Source organism: Mycobacterium sp. TY815, assembly GCF_030755135.1.
Lineage (GTDB): Bacteria > Actinomycetota > Actinomycetes > Mycobacteriales > Mycobacteriaceae > Mycobacterium.
This window is the reverse complement of record NZ_JAUFRX010000001.1, coordinates 1,734,575-1,751,174: the sequence shown is the minus strand read 5'-3', so window position 1 is coordinate 1,751,174 and position 16,600 is coordinate 1,734,575. Positions and strand designations below refer to the sequence as shown.

The following is a 16,600-nucleotide window of genomic DNA, read 5'->3' as shown; positions in this document are numbered from 1 at the left end:
GGTGAGGTTGCATTTTTCTGCAGCGCCGCATATTTTACAACGTCGCTGGCAACAAAATGGCGACACGCGTAGACAGCATTTTTCTACAGCTAAATATGCTGGAATCGCTGATTTGGTTGCGACGGTGGGAATGTCGCGATGATCGTGATTAAACGAGTATGGATTCCGATCTTAATCGCGGTTGTCGTCGCAGCTTCCGGCTTCGCGGTCTCCCGTATTCGTACCTTTTTCGGGGCGACTCCGGTAATTGTTACCCCAGTGGTTTTCGGTGAGGATCCCGATCCGCATAATCCAAAGAAAGTCACCTACGAGGTGTCTGGTTCGGGAACGTACGCCGACATCAACTACCTCGACCCTGAAGCCATACCACGCGACCTCAAAAACACAAGCCTGCCGTGGTCGCTCACTATCACCGCGGTCGCCGCATCAGTGGCACCCATCCTGGTGGCCCAGGGCGACGGCGATACGATTCGGTGTCGGATCTTCGTCGACGGCAAGATCAAAGACGAACGCACGTCGACCGGCGCCAGTGCACAAACCTTTTGCCTGGTGAAAGCCGGATGAGTTCGCACCCAGGCCACAAAGTCAGCAACGAGCGTCTGGGCGGCGATACAGTCCCGCATTCTGTGGCCTCCTTTGTCCGCCGGCATGCGGTTGCGATCATTGTCGCCTGGATCGGCGTCGTAGCGGCCCTCAACATCCTCGTTCCGCAACTGGAAACCGTCGGTCATCTCCGCTCGGTATCGCTGAGTCCGGCCAAAGCTCCCGGCATCATCGCGATACAACGACTGGGTGCGATGTTCAATGAACATCACACCGACAGCGTGGCAATGCTGCTGATTGAGGACACAGCGCCGCTCAGTGACCGCTCCCGCAAGTATTACAACGAGCTAATCGCCAAACTGAGAGCGGACACCCGTCATGTGCAGTATGTGCAGGATTTGTGGAGCGACCCGCTTACCGCTCCCGGCGCGGAAAGCAATGATGGTCGATCTGTCTATGCGCAGGTGTACCTCAATGGCACACAAGGGGAGGCGCTGGCCAATGAATCAGTGGAAGCCGTGCAGGCGATGCTGCATGGCACGCCCGGACCCAGCGGACTCAAAGCATTCCTGACGGGTCCTGCAGTAGTGATCGCCGATCAGCAGCTTGCCGGCGACCGCAGCATGCGGGTCATCGTGGTGGTCACTTTTGCGGTGATCGTGGTGATGCTGTTGTTGGTTTACCGTTCGGTCACCACGGTGGTGTTGGTGTTGGTGATGGTGGTGCTGCAGTTGGCGGCGGCCCGGGGTGTGGTTGCACTGCTCGCCTATCACGAATTAATCGGTCTCTCCATCTTCACGACAAACATGTTGGTGACGTTGGTGATTGCGGCGGGTACTGATTACGCGATTTTTTTGGTGGGGCGGTATCAGGAGGCGGGCGGGGCGGGTCAGGATCGTGAGTCGGCGTATTTCACGATGTTTGGTGGGACTGCGCATGTGGTGTTGGGGTCGGGGTTGACGATCGCGGGGGCGATGTTGTGTTTGAGTTTTACTCGTTTGCCGTATTTGCAGACGCTGGGTGTTCCCTTGGCGGTGGGCATGACGGTGGGGGTTTTGGCGGCGTTGACGTTGGGGCCGGCGGTGATTGCGGTGGCTGGCCGGTTTGGCGCGGTGTTGGAGCCGCGGCGGCAGTTGCGGGTGCGTCGGTGGCGCAAGCTGGGTGCGGCGATTGCACGCTGGCCGGGTCCGATCCTGATCGGGGCCGGTGCGTTGTCGTTGGTGGGGTTGTCGGCGTTGCCCGGTTATCGGGCGAATTTCAATGACCGTAATTATCTGCCGAAAAGCGCACCCGCCAATGTCGGGTATGCGGCGGCGGAACGGAGTTTTGGTACGGCGCGGATGAATCCGGATGTGTTGTTAGTCGAGTCCGGTCATGATCTGCGGAATTCGGCAGAATTGTTGGTAATCGACAAGATCGCCAAGGCGTTGTTTCGGGTGGAGGGGATTTCTCGGGTTCAGGCGATCACCCGCCCCGATGGTAAACCGATCAAGCACACCTCGATTCCGTTCATGATCGGAATGCAAAGCTCGGTGATAAAGCTCAACCAGCCCTATCAGCAGCAGCGCATGGCCGATCTGTTGACGCAGGCCGACGAGATGCAAACCACAATCGACACGATGGAGCAGATGACTACCCTCACTGCTGAGATGGCCGCGGCCACGCACCGGTTGGTGCTGAAAACTCATGCAATGCTGGCGGACGTCGAAGAACTGCGTGACGCGGTGGCGAATTTCGAGGATACGTTCCGGCCGATCCGCAGCTATTTTTATTGGGAGAAACACTGCGCCGATATTCCGGTGTGTTGGTCGCTGCGGTCGATCTTTGACGCCATTGATGGAGTGGACGTGCTGACCGGAGATCTGCAGCAGATCATTCCGGAAATGGATCGACTGGATGTGCTGCTGCCCCAGATGGTGGCCCTAATGCCCCAGATGACCCAGGTAATGCGGGCGATGAAGGTCGCGGCCCTGACGATGTATGCCACCCAGAAAGGGATGCTGGATCAGATGGCCGCCACCATGGACAACACCAATGCCATGGGTGAGGCGTTCGATGCCTCGATGAACGACGACTCGTTCTATCTGCCCCCAGAAGTCCTCCAGAATGCCGATTTTCAGCGGGCCATGAAGAATTTTATTTCTCCGGATGGCAAGTCGGTGCGGTTCATCATTTCCCATCAAAGTGATCCGATGAGTCCGGAGGGGATGGCCAGTACGCAGGCGATCAAGCGGGCGGCTACTGAGGCGATCAAGGGCACCCCGTTGGAAGGCGCCAAGATCTATCTCGCCGGCACCGCCGCTGTCATCAAGGACATCAACGACGGCAATGACTATGACTTGTTGATCGCCGCCATCGCAGCGTTGAGCTTGATTTTCATCATCATGCTCGTCATCACCCGCAGCGCGATCGCGGCCTTGGTGATCGTGGGCACCGTGGCGGCTTCACTGGGTGCCTCATTGGGGTTGTCGGTGCTGTTGTGGCAACACGTGTTGGGCATCGAGCTCCATTGGCTGGTTCTGTCGATGTCGGTGATCGTGTTGCTGGCGGTCGGTGCCGACTACAACCTGTTGCTGGTCTCGCGGCTGAGAGAAGAAATTCAGGCCGGGATCCGCACCGCAATCATCCGCACCCTGGGCGCCACCGGATCGGTAGTCACCTCCGCAGGCCTGGTATTCGCCTTCACCATGATCTCGATGGCCGTCAGCGAATTGACCACCATCGCCCAGATCGGCACCACCATCGGCCTGGGCCTGCTCTTTGACACCCTGATTGTGCGCGCACTGATCACACCCTCGATCGCCGTACTGCTCGGACGCTGGTTCTGGTGGCCACAACGCGCGCGCCCCCGCCCCGCCCCGCAAGCCTGGCCTGAACCGTCCCAATCTGCGGACAACCATCACAGATGCAACAACTCCGCTGTCCGGCAGGCCGCGCTTGGAATACGTGAGCATCAGGAAGCGAGGTGAAATTGGTCAGGGTAAGAAGCATCAGCGGGCTCTAAGAGCGGCCGCATTCGTCAAACAAATCAATAAGTCCGATGACAACCTCAGCTTTCAGCGCTGAGATTATTGGGAGAAAGTAGAGAGAAAATGAGCGATAATCCTTTCGACAATGAGGACGGCTTGTTCTTCGTCCTGATTAACGACGAGGAGCAGCATAGCTTGTGGCCAACTTTCGCTGAAGTTCCAGCCGGCTGGCGTGTAGTTTATGGTGAAGCCAGTCGCGCTGACTGCGTCGAATACGTGGACCAGAACTGGACGGATATACGGCCCAAGAGCCTGAAGGAAAGATTAGCCCTCAACTGATCACTCGGTTAGCTAACGGTCACCTCTGCGCGTGGGTTTTGCTGGCTACTATTCTCATGGCCACGAGCTCGCCAACCACACTAGCCTTGTCAAAATATTTCAGGAGATGATGTCTGGATGTTTGCTCGCAAAATTCAGCTGCCACTTCGAATATTGAGTCCCGAGTGGTTCCCAGGCGAAGTCACCTCTGTGGATACCGCTATACATTGCACGGCCGGCGGGGGCGAACCGCGTCAGGACCTGATGCGGGGACCTCTTGTTTGGTGAAAGTGGGATGACGTCCGCATCGACGGAGACAGTAGGCCAGAAAAAGCTGGCGGGACCTCACTCGAGGCGGTTCTTGGTCGCGAGTATGATTCGCCGGCTCGCGATCCCCATCATCGTAGGGTGGATAGCTCTCGTTGCGGTCCTCATCCTCTTCGTACCCCCACTTGAGGTGGTCGCGGAAATGCGTGCGGTGTCGACTTCTGCCGTTCACGCTCCCTCCGTAATTGGCGCAAAACGCATCAACCAGCTGTTCGCCGAGCATGGTGCGGACAGCACGATAATGCTCGTACTTGAAGGCAAGGAACCGCTCGGCGACGATGCTCACGCCTACTATGACCAGCTCGTCACGAAGCTCAGGGCTGACCAAGAGCACGTGATAAACGTGCGGGACTATTGGAGCGATCCGATCACCGAGTCAGGCGCAGAGAGTGCCGACGGGAAATTCTCTTATGTCGCAGTCAATCTCGTTGGCCTGCAAGGGCAGGCGCGGTCTCTGAGCGCGGTTAAGGCCATTCAACGGATCGTCGATAGCACGGCGGCTCCAAAGGGCGTCAAAACGTATGTCACCGGGCCCGCGGCGTTGATGGTGGATCAGCAGATCGCCGCAAAGCGGAGTCTGGAAACCGTCGAGCTGGCGACCCTTGCGGTGATCGTGGTGATGCTGTTGTTGGTTTACCGTTCGGTCACCACGGTGGTGGTGGTGTTGGTGATGGTGGTGCTGCAGTTGATGGCGGCCCGGGGTGTGGTCGCTTTACTCGGTTACCAAGAGCTGATCGGGCTTTCGGCGTTTGCCACCAGTGTTTTGGTGACGTTGGTGATTGCGGCGGGTACTGATTACGCGATTTTTTTGGTGGGGCGGTATCAGGAGGCGCGCGGGGCGGGTCAGGATCGTGAGTCGGCGTATTTCACGATGTTTGGTGGGACTGCGCATGTGGTGTTGGGGTCGGGGTTGACGATCGCGGGGGCGATGTTGTGTTTGAGTTTTACTCGTTTGCCGTATTTGCAGACGCTGGGTGTTCCCTTGGCGGTGGGCATGACGGTGGGGGTTTTGGCGGCGTTGACGTTGGGGCCGGCGGTTGTTGCGGTGGCTGGCCGGTTTGGCGCGGTGTTGGAGCCGCGGCGGCAGTTGCGGGTGCGTCGGTGGCGCAAGCTGGGTGCGGCGATTGCGCGCTGGCCGGGTCCGATCCTGATCGGGGCCGGTGCGTTGTCGTTGGTGGGGTTGTTGGCGTTGCCGGGTTATCGGCCGAATTTCAACGACCGAAATTATCTGCCGAAAGATCTGCCGGCCAATCTCGGGTATGCGGCGGCGGAGCGGGGTTTCGGTGCGGCCCGGATGAATCCGGATGTGTTGTTGGTGGAATCGAGTCATGATCTGCGGAACTCCGCGGATTTGTTGGTAATCGACAAGATCGCCAAGGCGTTGTTTCGGGTGGAGGGGATTTCCCGGGTTCAGGTGATCACCCGCCCGGACGGTAAACCGATCAAGCACACCTCGATTCCGTTCATGATCGGAATGCAAGGCTCCATGATGCAGCTTGATCAGCCTTATCAGCAGCAGCGGATGGCCGATCTGTTGACGCAGGCCGACGAGATGCAAACCAGTATCGACACGATGGAGCAGATGACCCGCCTCGCTGCTGAGATGGCTGCGGCCACGCACCGGTTGGTGCTGAAAACTCATGCAATGCTGGCGGACGTCGAAGAACTGCGTGACGCGGTGGCGAATTTCGAGGATACGTTCCGGCCGATCCGCAGCTATTTTTATTGGGAGAAACACTGCGCCAATATTCCGGTGTGTTGGTCGCTGCGGTCGATCTTTGACGCCATTGATGGAGTAGACGTGCTGACCGGAGATCTGCAGCAGATCATTCCGGAAATGGATCGACTGGATGTGCTGCTGCCCCAGATGGTGGCCCTGATGCCCCAGATGACCCAGGCCGTACGGGACATGAAAGCACTGACGCTGACGATGTATGCCTCCCAGAAGGGGATGCTGGATCAGATGGCCGCCACCATGGACAACACCAATGCCATGGGGAAGGCGTTCGATGCCTCGATGAACGACGACTCGTTCTACCTGCCCCCGGAAGTATTCAAGAATGAGAACTTCCAGCGGGCCATGAAGAATTTTATTTCTCCGGATGGCAAGTCCGTACGGTTCATCATTTCCCATCAAAGTGATCCGATGAGTCCGGAGGGGATGGCCAGTACGCAGGCGATCAAGCGGGCGGCTACTGAGGCGATCAAGGGCACCCCGTTGGAAGGCGCCAAGATCTATCTCGCCGGCACCGCCGCCACCGTCAAGGACATCAACGACGGCAATGACTATGACTTGTTGATCGCCGCCATCGCAGCGTTGAGCTTGATTTTCATCATCATGCTCGTCATCACCCGCAGCGCGATCGCGGCCTTGGTGATCGTGGGCACCGTGGCGGCTTCACTGGGTGCCTCATTGGGGTTGTCGGTGCTGCTGTGGCAACACCTGCTGGGCATCGACTTGAACTGGCTGGTTCTGTCGATGTCGGTGATCGTGTTGCTGGCGGTCGGTGCCGACTACAACTTGTTGCTGGTCTCGCGGCTGAAAGAAGAAATTCACGCCGGCATCAGCACGGCGATCATCCGCACCCTGGGCGCCACCGGATCGGTAGTCACCTCCGCAGGCCTGGTATTCGCCTTCACCATGATCTCGATGGCCGTCAGCGAACTGACCACCATCGCCCAGATCGGCACCACCATCGGCCTGGGCCTGCTCTTTGACACCCTGATCGTGCGCGCACTGATCACACCCTCGATCGCCGTACTGCTCGGACGCTGGTTCTGGTGGCCACAACGCGTACGCCCCCGCCCCGCCCCGCAACCCTGGCCGAGACCTGCACCCACTTCCGCACCGTCGCAACCCGCCACCGACAACCTCGTCACCTCGTCGGCGTGATTCGGAAGTTTTATGCGACTTTCTCTGCAGCTTCGAGCGAATACATCCGGGGGTAGCTCGGCCCGACCCACGTGAGTTTCGTTGGAGGCGCTGATTTCCCCGGCTTTCGGTGATACGCCCGGCGACTCGGCGTCCATGTGCCGGCACCGGCGTAGTACCAGTTGTTCGTGGCGAGCGGATGACCCGATATTTTGAAACGTAAACGTCGCATCATAGATATTTTCGTCTACAGATAGACACACTTTTCGACCTTGATTCTTGTGCATCCAGTTATCTGATTATTCGAGTAAATTAGTAGGACCAAAGAATAGTGCGAAACAGTGATAGCGCTGCTGATCCAGAACGCTGCAAAGGAGAAGCTTATGTTGCGGTCCGATCCGGCAGTGGAAGTGATCGACCTCGGTAAGAGGTACGGTCACGTCACAGCTGTCGACGGCGTCAGCTTCACTGTGCCGCAAGGTGGTGTTTTGGGCCTGCTTGGACCCAACGGTGCCGGCAAGACCACGACAATGAAGTTGCTGACCACGTTGACGCGCCCGACGAGCGGTACCGCACGCGTCGCTGGCCACGATGTGTGCATGGCTCCCGACATGGTCCGCAGAAAAATCGGATTGGCTTGCCAGGAAGCAACTCTCGATGGGCTACTAACGGGCCGCGAGAATATCGACATGATTGGCAGCTTGTACGGATTTCGGCGAAAAGAGTTGACGCGCTTAAGTGATGAGCTTTTGGAACAATTCTCCGTCGCTGAAATTGCCGATAGGCGTGTTGATTCCTACTCCGGGGGTATGCGCCGTCGATTCGATATCGCGGTGAGCCTGCTTGCGCGGCCGCAGGTGCTGTTCCTCGATGAGCCATCTGCCGGGCTGGATCCGCACAGTCGCGTCGAGTTGTGGAAGCTGTTGCGCAGTCTCGTCGATGATGGACTGACCTTGGTCGTAACTACCCAGTACCTCGAGGAAGCCGATCGGCTCGCCGACAATATCGTCGTTATAGACAACGGCAGGGTCATCGCGCAGGGCTCACCGTTCGAGCTCAAGCAACAAGCCGGGGAAGCGAATGTGGTTGTAACCGTTTCTCATGCGAGTGATCTCGCACCGGTCGAGGCGGTGTTGCGGAGGAGTGCTGCGGAGGTCCTTATCGACGCAAACGCCCGGCGACTGATGGTGACCTCTGACGGTTTGGCGGACCTTTCTGAAATCGCTAAAGCATTGCATCACAGCGGGATTCGGATCGAGGACATCCGGCTTTCGCGGCCGACTCTTGATGAAGTGTTCATCGCGCTGACCCGACGTTGCACCGGCTCCTGGGAAGGTAAGACGGCATGACTATTGTGCGGGATGCATCCACAACTCATCCCCAATCTGTGCATTACTCTGATGGGCACGGCTCTGGTATCGCGCGGCAGATATCGGTTATGTTGAAGCGGCACCTGATCAGGGTCAGGCGGAAGCCCGAGACACTCCTGCAATTGCTGCTGCAGCCGGTTGCTTTCGTGCTGTTCTTTACTTTTGTCGTGGGCCGGTCGATCAGCGCGGATCTGGTGCCGCGTTACCGCGAATTTCTGTTGCCCGGAATTCAGGCACAAGCCATTGTCTCCACAATAGTAATTGTCGGTGCTGCAATTTCCTTTGATCTCGAAAATTGCATCTTCATAAGATTTCGATCGCTTCCGATTTCCAATTATTCGCCGCTCATCGCACGCGGTCTGATTGCGTTGCTCTATTCAATGATCGGGTATGTCGTCATCGGTCTGGTCGGATTTCTTGTCGGTTGGCGGTTCAGCTGCAGCGTTGCCGATGCCGCGCTGGCCCTAGGGTTGGTGCTGACGTTCGGTCTGGGCTTTATGTGGCTCGGAATGGCCGTCGGACTGTTGATGAAGACAGTCGAGGGAATAGGCACGATAACGTTCCTAATCACACTGCCAGTCATCGCACTGTCGAATGCCTTCGCGCCGACACAGCCGATGCCGCACGTGCTGCGTGTGATCGCCGAGTGGAACCCGCTATCCGCTGCTTCTCAGGCCCTGCGTGAACTCACGACGCACGCTCCGCCTGCGCCGCCGAGCGCACAATTACCGATGCACCACCCAGCGCTGTTCACGCTGATCTACTCCGTCACTTTCGCCGTAGTGTTAGCGCCGATGGCCGTTCGCGCGTACGTGCGCCGCACCTCTCAATAGGCAGTTAGGGCAGCAACACGATCGAGCCGGTGGTCTTGCGGCCCTCCAGGTCGGTGTGGGCACGCGCGGCTTCGGCCAGGGGATAAGTCCCGCCGATCTCGACCCGAACGGCCCCGCTGCCGATCGCGTCGAATAGCTCGGTGGCCCGCCCGCTGAACTCCTCGCCGGTACGGATGAAGTGGGCCAGCGAGGGCCGGGTGAGGTACACCGATCCGGCGTAGTTCAGTTGCTGCGGGTCGAACGGCGGAACGGGCCCGCTCGCCGCGCCGAACAGGGCCAGCGTCCCGCGGACGGCCAGGCTGGCCAGGCTGGCGTCGAAGGTACTGGCACCCACGCCGTCGTAGACCGCGGCCACCCCGGCGCCGTCGGTGAGACCACGAATCTGCTGGCCGAACTGGTAAGCGTCGGTGGGGTAGGCCAGCACCTCGGCGGCGCCCGCCTCCCGGGACAGCCGTTCCTTCTCGGGCGTCGACACCGTGGTGATGACCCGTGCCCCCAGGTGAGTCGCCCACTGCGTCAGAATCAGCCCGACGCCTCCGGCGCCGGCGTGCACCAGCACGGCGTCACCGCGCTGCACCGGATACACCGACTTCACCAGGTACTGCGCCGTCAGACCCTTCAACAGGGCCGACGCGGCCACTTCCGAGCTGATGCCGTCGGGCACTTTGGCTGTCAAAAATGCTGGCGCAGTGCATGATTCGGCGTAGGAACCGTTGGCCGAGGCGCTCACCACCCGGTCCCCGACGCCGATGTCACCTGCGGTGTCCGGGCCTACCGCCACCACGGTGCCGCACACCTCCGAACCCAGGACGAACGGGAGCGGGCGTGGGTACTGCCCGGAGCGGAAGTAGGTGTCGATGAAGTTGACGCCGATCGCTTCGGAGCGGATCAGCAGCTCGCCCGGACCCGGTTGAGGGTCGGAGATGTCGTGGTAGTTCAGGACTTCAGGGCCGCCGGCTTCGCTGACTTCGATCGCATGCATGCCGATATCATGCCCGGGCATGAAGCTAGCCCGACCGGACACCTTCCATCCGCGCATCGTGCTTGCCGGCGGTGCGCAGCGTGCCGCCGGAGACGACGCCGGATTGGTGGCCGCGTTGCGCACCCGCGGCCTGCACGCGCGGTGGCTGGCCTGGGACGACCCGCAGGTCACCGACGCACACCTGGTGATCCTGCGGGACGCCGGCGACTACGCCGCCCGGCTCGACGAATTCCTCGCCTGGACCACCAGCGTGCAGCACCTGCTGAACCCGCCGTCCGTCGTCGCTTGGAACGCCCGGCGCAGCTATCTGGACGACCTTGCGCTGCAGGCGGTACCGACCGTGCCGCATCAGGTCCACCAGCCCGGCCAACCCGTCCGGCTACCGTCTGACGGCCCCGTTTACGTCGGTGCCGCGGCCGGCGCCGGGCTGAGGCGCTTCACCGACCGGTTGGACGCCGAGGCGTACATCAACGGGTGCGATGAGAGTGTGTTCGTGCAAGTAGCCGGCGGCGAGCCGGAAACGGTGCTCATCTTCGTCGGGGGGAAGCCCTCACACGCGTTCACCGCGCAGGACGGCGGCCTTCATCAGGGGGAGGCGGACTTCGAACTGTGGGATGTGGGAGCAGCCGCGGTGGCAGCCGCACCGGGGGAGGTGCTGTATGCGCGGGCCCACCTGGCCGGCCAGCGACTGCTGGAGTTGCAGCTGATCGACCCGTCGCTTGGGTGGCTGCGACTGGACGCCGAAACGCGGGGCCTCGCCCAGCGCGAGTTCGCTCTGGGGGTCGAGTCAGCCCTGGAGCGCTTCGGGCTGGGCCCTTTCTCGCATCGACGCCCATAGCGCCGCGGTGGCAGCGGTACAGGCGGCGGCCCCCGCCACGTGGAGCGCCACCAGCACGGCGGGCACCCCCGTGTAGTACTGCGCGGTGCCCACCCCGGCCTGCGCGACAACGAGTGCTGCCAGTACGCCGAGCCGCTTCAGCACCACGCGGTCGGCCTGTACGGCCCACAACCCGAAGGCCAGGCCGATCAGCAGCGACAGATACGAAACCAGCAGTGACGAGTGTGCGTGCACCAGGGTATTGATCTCGATTTTGAGCCGCGGGACCGTCCGGCTCGGGCTCTTGTCGCCCGCGTGCGGTCCGGCCGCGGTTACCAGAGTGCCGGTGACCAGCACCACCGACAGGTTCATCGCGCTCAGCGCCGTCAGCAACCGCAACGGCCTGGCGACCCGCTGGTGTACCTCGCCGTCGTCCGGCTCACCGACCTTGACGAACAGCAATACGGACAACCACACCATCGTCATCGACGCCAACAGGTGGATCGCCACCGTCCACCACAGCAGCCCGGTGCGCACGGTGATGCCGCCGATCACGGCCTGTACGACGGTCGAGGCGGGCATCAGCCAGGCGTAGAACAGCACCTCTTTGCGCCGGCGGGCCCGGGTGACCGCCAATACGGCCAGCGCTGCGGTGATGACGACCGCGAAGGTGATCATGCGATTGCCGAACTCGACGGCCTGATGGATGCGCGGTACCTCGGATACCGCGACCGGGGTGAAGCTGCCGGGGAAACACTGCGGCCAGGTAGGGCAGCCCAGCCCCGAGGCGGTGACCCGCACGATCGCCCCGGTGACCGCGATGCCGCCCTGTGTGAGGATGACGAGTGCCGCGATAATGCGCTGGACACGCAGGCTGGGGTTGGGGAGCAGGTCCACCAACCGCATCAGCGATCGTCCGACGGCCACCGCCCGATCGTAACGACCACTACGTCACGTAGTAGAACTGGGCCTCGCGCTCATAGCGGCGGGCTCTCGCGCTATCTGCGGCGAGATTGACGCTAAGCACTCCCGCGACGGCGCGTCGTGTACGTGGCGTCAGTGTCGCGGCAGCCGCGGGCCTTCAGTGTTGCGGTAGCCGCGGGCCTGCAGTGCCGCGGCTACCTGCCGCACAATCTGGTCGGGTCGATCCTCGGCGATCACCCGGATGACGATCCAGCCGAGGTCGCCAAGCTCCTTCAATCTGCGCACGTCACGCACGTATTGGCGCCGGTCGGTGCGGTGCTGGTCGCCGTCGTATTCGACGGCGACGTTGAATCGCTCCCATCCCATGTCGAGCAGGGCCACTGTCCGGTAATTGACGACGACAGGAATCTGGGTCTCCGGTGTGGGCAGTCCAGCGTCGACCAGCAGCATCCGGAGCCATGTCTCCTTCGGTGATGCGGCACCCGGGTCGATCTTGGGAAGCAGCGTTCTGAGCTGTCGCACGCCGCGGGCTCCGGCGTATCGCGTGCTCAGCATCAACGTCGTTGCTGTGGAGAACGGTGTTGCGCGCATCAATGCGTCGAGACGGGCGATCGCATCGGCGGCGGTCAGTTGCCGCCCCAGGTCGAACGCCGTGCGGGCAGATGTGGTCACGGGCAAACCCGCAATCCGGGTGACTTCGTCAATGCCCACCCGGTCATTGCGGGTGATTATTCCGGTGGGCGGCCGAGGATTGCGCCACAACAATTCGACGGCTTCGTCCTCGTCGATCCAGTCCGAGCCGTGCAACGCCGCAGCGGTCAACCCGGCCAGGGTCCCGCGGCGACCGGTCCATAACCATGCCGCAGCCGAGCGAACGCGTAACGAAAGTTGCGTGTCGCGTGCCACGTAGACGTCGGGGTAGATCGCCCGGTACTGCGTTCGTAGTTGGTACCGGCTGACTTTTCCCTGCCGCAACGCCTCGCTGCCAATGCACATTCGATCCATACGGGCTTGGATGTGCGTGGACGTTGCTCCGGTTCCTTCGAGGTCCCGCGAGATTGAAGCCACGCACACCTGCGACGGCGTGTCGTGTCCCTGGTGGCAGTGTCGCGGCCGGGAGGTCAGGTGAAGCGGAAAAAGCGTCGTGCGGCCAGCGCGCCCACACCGCCCCACACTGCGAGCACCGCCAGCCCGAACCAGTCCACCGAGAGGTTCATGGCCTGCGACAGCGACTCGGTCAGCGCGCCCGACGGTGTCAGCCGCGCGGCCCATTTCACTCCGGACGGGATCATGCCCGTCTCCAGGGTCAGCGCGCCGAACCCGGCGAAGGCGAACCACAACAGGTTGGCCAGCGCGAGCACGATCTCGGCGCGCAGGGTGCCACCGAGCAGCAGGCCCAGTGCCGCGAACCCGGCAGTGCCCAGCGCGATCACTGCGCCACCGAGTGCCAGCGCCGCCAGCGGCGGTCGCCAGCCCAAAGCAAAACCGATGGCGCCCAGGACAATTGACTGCAGGAAGACGGTGAACACCACCGCCAGAGCCTTGCCGGCGATGATTCCCCACACTGGCAGCGGAGTCGCCCCGAGCCGCTTCAATGCGCCGTAGCGCCGGTCGAACGCGACGGCGATCGCCTGGCCGGTGAAGGCGGTAGAGATCACCGCGAGCGCCATGATCGCCGGCGTGAACACCGCGGCGCGATGCTCGCCGAATGATCCGAAGGGCAGCAGGGTGAGTCCGATCAGCAGCGTGATCGGGATGAACATCGTCAAGAGCAACTGCTCGCCGTTGCGTAGCAGCAGCTTGGCCTCCAGGCTGAACTGCGCGGCCAGCATGCGGGGTACGGCACTGGGACGCGGGTCCGGGGTGAAGGTGCCGGGCGGGAAGACGTCGCTCACGATCGCAGACTCCTGCCGGTCAGATCGAGGAAGACGTCCTCCAGGCTGCGCTGTTCGACGCGCAGGTCGGTGGCCAGGACGTCGATTCGGGCGCACCATGCCGTCACCGTCGCCAGCACCTGCGGGCCGACCGCGCCTTCGACGAGGTACTCGCCGGGTGACACCTCGCTAGCCCGGTATCCCTCGGGCAACGCAGCGGTCAGCAACGAAAGGTCAAGGCGCGGCGGTGCGCTGAACCGCAGCTGGTCCTTGGCGCCGCTGCGCATCAGCTCCGCCGGCGTCCCCGCGGCGACTGTCGTTCCGTTGTCGATGATCACCAGCCGATCGGCCAGTTCCTCGGCCTCTTTGAGCTGGTGGGTGGTCAGCACCACCGTGACGCCGTCGCGGCGCAGCGCGTCAATCAGCTCCCACACCAGCAGCCGGGCGTGGGCGTCCATGCCCGCGGTGGGTTCGTCGAGGAAAACCAGCTCGGGCCGTCCGACCAGTGCACACGCCAACGCGAGGCGTTGCTGCTGGCCACCGGAGAGGCGCCGGTACGTCGTACGCGCGGCTTCGGTGAGGCCGAGGGTTTCCAGCAGCCACTTCGGGTCCAGCGGATCGGCCGCGTAGGACGCCACCAGGTTCAGCATTTCGCCGGCGCGGGCTGCCGGGTAACCGCCGCCGCCCTGCAACATCACCCCGATGCGGGGGCGCAGGCGCGCGTTGTCGGCGATCGGGTCCAATCCGAGCACCTCGATGCTGCCGGAGTCGGGGCGAATGAAGCCCTCGCACATCTCGACGGTGGTCGTCTTTCCGGCGCCGTTGGGACCCAGCAGCGCGAACACCTCGGCGGCATGCACCTCGAGATCGAGGCTCGAAACGGCCTTCACGGATCCGTACTGCTTGCATACCCCGCGCAGTCGTACCGCGATATCGCGGTCGTGGGGGATGGAGCTCACGTGGAGTCAGCGTAGGCGTCCGGCGCCGCCGCGGGGGAAGGGGTGGGCGTCGCAGTGACGGGTGTCACCGAGGGCTCCGGTTCGACGGTTTCCTCCGGAAGGGGCTGCCACGGTAGCCGGTGATAGGTCAATGCGATGAGCACGACGACGATGAAGGCACTGGCCAAGGTCGCGTCGACGATCTGGAACAGCGCGAAGCGGTCGCCATTGGCGGTCGGGCCGAAGATGCCGACAATGAGGGTGACGATGATCGCCGCTGCCCGGAATTTCGTCCGGGTGGCCCAGGCGGCGAGCGGGATGATGGCCCACAGCAGGTACCAGGGCTGGACGACCGGGAACAGCAGCACCGTGAGGCCCAGCGCAACCCCCAGGCCGCCGATCGGGTGCAGCCGACCGCGGAACACCGCCAACAGCAGCCAGCAGACCATGACCATGATGATCAGCACGCCGATCGCACGGGTCAGCGACAAGATGGCGGTGGTGTGATCGCCTAGGCCGAGCAGAATGCCCACCTGTCCGGTGCCGAGTGCCAACAGCGTCGGCGGCGACATCCAGCTGCGCACCACATTGGCGGTGCCGAGGGTGAAAATCCAGCCGAAGCCCAGCCCGCTGGCCCAGCCGACCAGGCCCATCACCGCCAGCGTCAACGCCGCCATTGCGGTGCCCGACAGCAAGAAGGACTTCACCGTGCTGCCGAGCCGGTAGGCCAGTGCCATGGTGACGAATCCCAGCGCCAGCAGCGACGGCAGCTTCACCTGCGACGAGAGCACAATGAGGATCGAACCGCCCAGCAGGAGCCCCAGGGGTTGCCAGTCCGGGCCGATCCGCCACGACTGAGGCATAAGGCGATCCGACCGCTGTCCGTCCAGGCCGCGCAACGCGAACTCCGCACCCGTCAGCATCAGCCCCAGCATCAGCGCCTCATTGTGGATACCGGCGACCAGGTGCATGAACAGCAGCGGATTGGCCGCGCCGAGCCACAGTGCGCTGACCTCGGCGACTCCGCACCGGCGGGCCAGTCGGGGCGTCGCCCACACGATCAACGCGACACCGCACAGCACCACCAGTCGGTGACACAGCACGGCGGCGACGATGTTCTCCCCGGTGAGACCCGAGATGCCACGCCCGATCCACAGGAACAGCGGGCCGTAGGGCGCCGGCGTCTCTCGCCAGAGGCTTGGCACCGACAGCGTGAACACATGCCCCAGGCCCAGGCCGGACGCCGGCCCCACCCGGTAGGGGTCGAGTCCTTCCAGTGAGATCTGGCTCTGGGCCAAATAGGAATAGACGTCCTTGCTGTACATCGGTGGTGCGATCAACAGCGGCAGCATCCACAACACCAGCGTGCGGTCCAGTTCGCCGCGCGACATCCGGCGCTTGCCGGACGCGAACCGCCCGAGCATCAGCCAGGCCAGCGCCATCATCACCGCGCCGGTGGTGGTCATGGTCAGCGACACCGTCTGGATGCGCGACGGCAGATTCAGCAGACGCACGCCGAAGGTCGGATCCTGGACCACCGGCCTGGCGCCGTCGCCCAGGGCCCCGATCGCCATCAGCACCGTGCCGGTTGCGCCGAACAGCCGGGTCCGCTTCATCGCGGTGAACTCGGCGGCGTTGAGCGGCTTGCCCACCGTCTGCTCGTCGCCGTGCAGACTGGCGATCGACGAGCTCAGGGTGTGGTGGCGGGCTGCCATCAGAGCAGACTAGCCCCGGCGACGATGCCGGTCGCAAAATGCGGCCGGTTGAGGAGCGGGGCCATCGATCGGGCCGGCGACGATGCCGGCCGCAAAATGCGGCCGGTCGAGGAGCGGG

General features: G+C 62.5%; 13 protein-coding genes. 7 read left to right on the top strand and 6 right to left on the bottom strand.

Annotation, left to right across the window (positions count from 1 at the left end):
* The first annotated feature begins 138 nt into the window (after positions 1-138).
* The 6 genes from QXK92_RS07160 (at position 139) to QXK92_RS07135 (ending at position 9,232) form a co-directional block, all read left to right on the top strand.
* Positions 139-564, top strand: a complete 426-nt coding sequence (locus QXK92_RS07160) for an MmpS family transport accessory protein (protein WP_306240981.1) — start codon at positions 139-141, stop codon at positions 562-564.
* Positions 561-3,512 carry an RND family transporter gene (locus QXK92_RS07155; protein WP_306240980.1) on the top strand — a complete coding sequence of 984 codons (2,952 nt, stop codon included), beginning with the start codon at positions 561-563 and terminating at the stop codon, positions 3,510-3,512. The genes QXK92_RS07160 and QXK92_RS07155 overlap by 4 nt, the downstream gene beginning before the upstream one ends.
* A 123-nt stretch (positions 3,513-3,635) precedes the next feature.
* Positions 3,636-3,851, top strand: a complete 216-nt coding sequence (locus QXK92_RS07150) for an MbtH family protein (RefSeq protein WP_306240978.1) — start codon at positions 3,636-3,638, stop codon at positions 3,849-3,851.
* 274 nt (positions 3,852-4,125) lie between these two features.
* Entirely contained in the window at positions 4,126-7,050 is a 2,925-nt protein-coding gene (locus QXK92_RS07145) for an RND family transporter (protein ID WP_306240977.1), read from the top strand.
* A 362-nt stretch (positions 7,051-7,412) separates the two neighbouring features.
* Complete coding sequence (locus QXK92_RS07140; protein ID WP_306244248.1) at positions 7,413-8,378, top strand: ATP-binding cassette domain-containing protein; 966 nt, start codon at positions 7,413-7,415, stop codon at positions 8,376-8,378.
* Positions 8,375-9,232 carry an ABC transporter permease gene (locus QXK92_RS07135; protein WP_306240976.1) on the top strand — a complete coding sequence of 286 codons (858 nt, stop codon included), beginning with the start codon at positions 8,375-8,377 and terminating at the stop codon, positions 9,230-9,232. Before QXK92_RS07140 ends, QXK92_RS07135 begins: the two co-directional genes overlap by 4 nt.
* Positions 9,233-9,236: 4 nt before the next feature.
* Here the strand turns inward: QXK92_RS07135 and QXK92_RS07130 are convergent, their stop codons facing one another.
* Entirely contained in the window at positions 9,237-10,214 is a 978-nt protein-coding gene (locus QXK92_RS07130; protein ID WP_306240975.1) for a quinone oxidoreductase, read from the bottom strand.
* Between the two features lie 19 nt (positions 10,215-10,233).
* Here QXK92_RS07130 and QXK92_RS07125 point away from each other — a divergent pair, with 19 nt between their 5' ends.
* On the top strand, positions 10,234-11,052 hold the full coding sequence (locus QXK92_RS07125) for a hypothetical protein (protein WP_306240973.1): 819 nt from the start codon (positions 10,234-10,236) through the stop codon (positions 11,050-11,052).
* Here the strand turns inward: QXK92_RS07125 and QXK92_RS07120 are convergent.
* From QXK92_RS07120 to mptB, 5 genes are all read right to left on the bottom strand, one after another.
* The gene (locus QXK92_RS07120) at positions 11,002-11,937 is read right to left on the bottom strand and encodes a heme A synthase (protein WP_306244247.1); all 936 of its coding nucleotides are present in this window, start codon (positions 11,935-11,937) and stop codon (positions 11,002-11,004) included. The two genes, QXK92_RS07125 and QXK92_RS07120, sit on opposite strands and share 51 nt — an antisense overlap.
* 150 nt (positions 11,938-12,087) lie before the next feature.
* Positions 12,088-12,960, bottom strand: a complete 873-nt coding sequence (locus QXK92_RS07115; RefSeq protein ID WP_306240972.1) for an endonuclease domain-containing protein — start codon at positions 12,958-12,960, stop codon at positions 12,088-12,090.
* A 116-nt stretch (positions 12,961-13,076) separates the two neighbouring features.
* Positions 13,077-13,787, bottom strand: a complete 711-nt coding sequence (locus tag QXK92_RS07110) for an ABC transporter permease (RefSeq protein ID WP_306244246.1) — start codon at positions 13,785-13,787, stop codon at positions 13,077-13,079.
* 59 nt (positions 13,788-13,846) lie between these two features.
* Complete coding sequence (locus QXK92_RS07105; protein WP_306240971.1) at positions 13,847-14,788, bottom strand: ABC transporter ATP-binding protein; 942 nt, start codon at positions 14,786-14,788, stop codon at positions 13,847-13,849.
* Positions 14,785-16,482: a polyprenol phosphomannose-dependent alpha 1,6 mannosyltransferase MptB gene (gene mptB, locus QXK92_RS07100; protein ID WP_306240970.1), complete on the bottom strand. Its 1,698-nt coding sequence runs from the start codon at positions 16,480-16,482 to the stop codon at positions 14,785-14,787. The genes QXK92_RS07105 and mptB overlap by 4 nt, the downstream gene beginning before the upstream one ends.
* Between the last annotated feature and the right edge of the window lie 118 nt (positions 16,483-16,600).

What these genes read in the sequence shown, in the direction of transcription:
- QXK92_RS07160 (WP_306240981.1), top strand. Translation starts at nt 139, where the DNA reads ATGATCGTGATTAAACGAGTATGGATTCCGATCTTAATCGCGGTTGTC.
- QXK92_RS07155 (WP_306240980.1), top strand. Translation starts at nt 561, where the DNA reads ATGAGTTCGCACCCAGGCCACAAAGTCAGCAACGAGCGTCTGGGCGGC.
- QXK92_RS07150 (WP_306240978.1), top strand. Translation starts at nt 3,636, where the DNA reads ATGAGCGATAATCCTTTCGACAATGAGGACGGCTTGTTCTTCGTCCTG.
- QXK92_RS07145 (WP_306240977.1), top strand. Translation starts at nt 4,126, where the DNA reads ATGACGTCCGCATCGACGGAGACAGTAGGCCAGAAAAAGCTGGCGGGA.
- QXK92_RS07140 (WP_306244248.1), top strand. Translation starts at nt 7,413, where the DNA reads ATGTTGCGGTCCGATCCGGCAGTGGAAGTGATCGACCTCGGTAAGAGG.
- QXK92_RS07135 (WP_306240976.1), top strand. Translation starts at nt 8,375, where the DNA reads ATGACTATTGTGCGGGATGCATCCACAACTCATCCCCAATCTGTGCAT.
- QXK92_RS07130 (WP_306240975.1), bottom strand. Translation starts at nt 10,214, where the DNA reads ATGCATGCGATCGAAGTCAGCGAAGCCGGCGGCCCTGAAGTCCTGAAC.
- QXK92_RS07125 (WP_306240973.1), top strand. Translation starts at nt 10,234, where the DNA reads ATGAAGCTAGCCCGACCGGACACCTTCCATCCGCGCATCGTGCTTGCC.
- QXK92_RS07120 (WP_306244247.1), bottom strand. Translation starts at nt 11,937, where the DNA reads ATGCGGTTGGTGGACCTGCTCCCCAACCCCAGCCTGCGTGTCCAGCGC.
- QXK92_RS07115 (WP_306240972.1), bottom strand. Translation starts at nt 12,960, where the DNA reads ATGGATCGAATGTGCATTGGCAGCGAGGCGTTGCGGCAGGGAAAAGTC.
- QXK92_RS07110 (WP_306244246.1), bottom strand. Translation starts at nt 13,787, where the DNA reads ATGCTGGCCGCGCAGTTCAGCCTGGAGGCCAAGCTGCTGCTACGCAAC.
- mptB (WP_306240970.1), bottom strand. Translation starts at nt 16,482, where the DNA reads ATGGCAGCCCGCCACCACACCCTGAGCTCGTCGATCGCCAGTCTGCAC.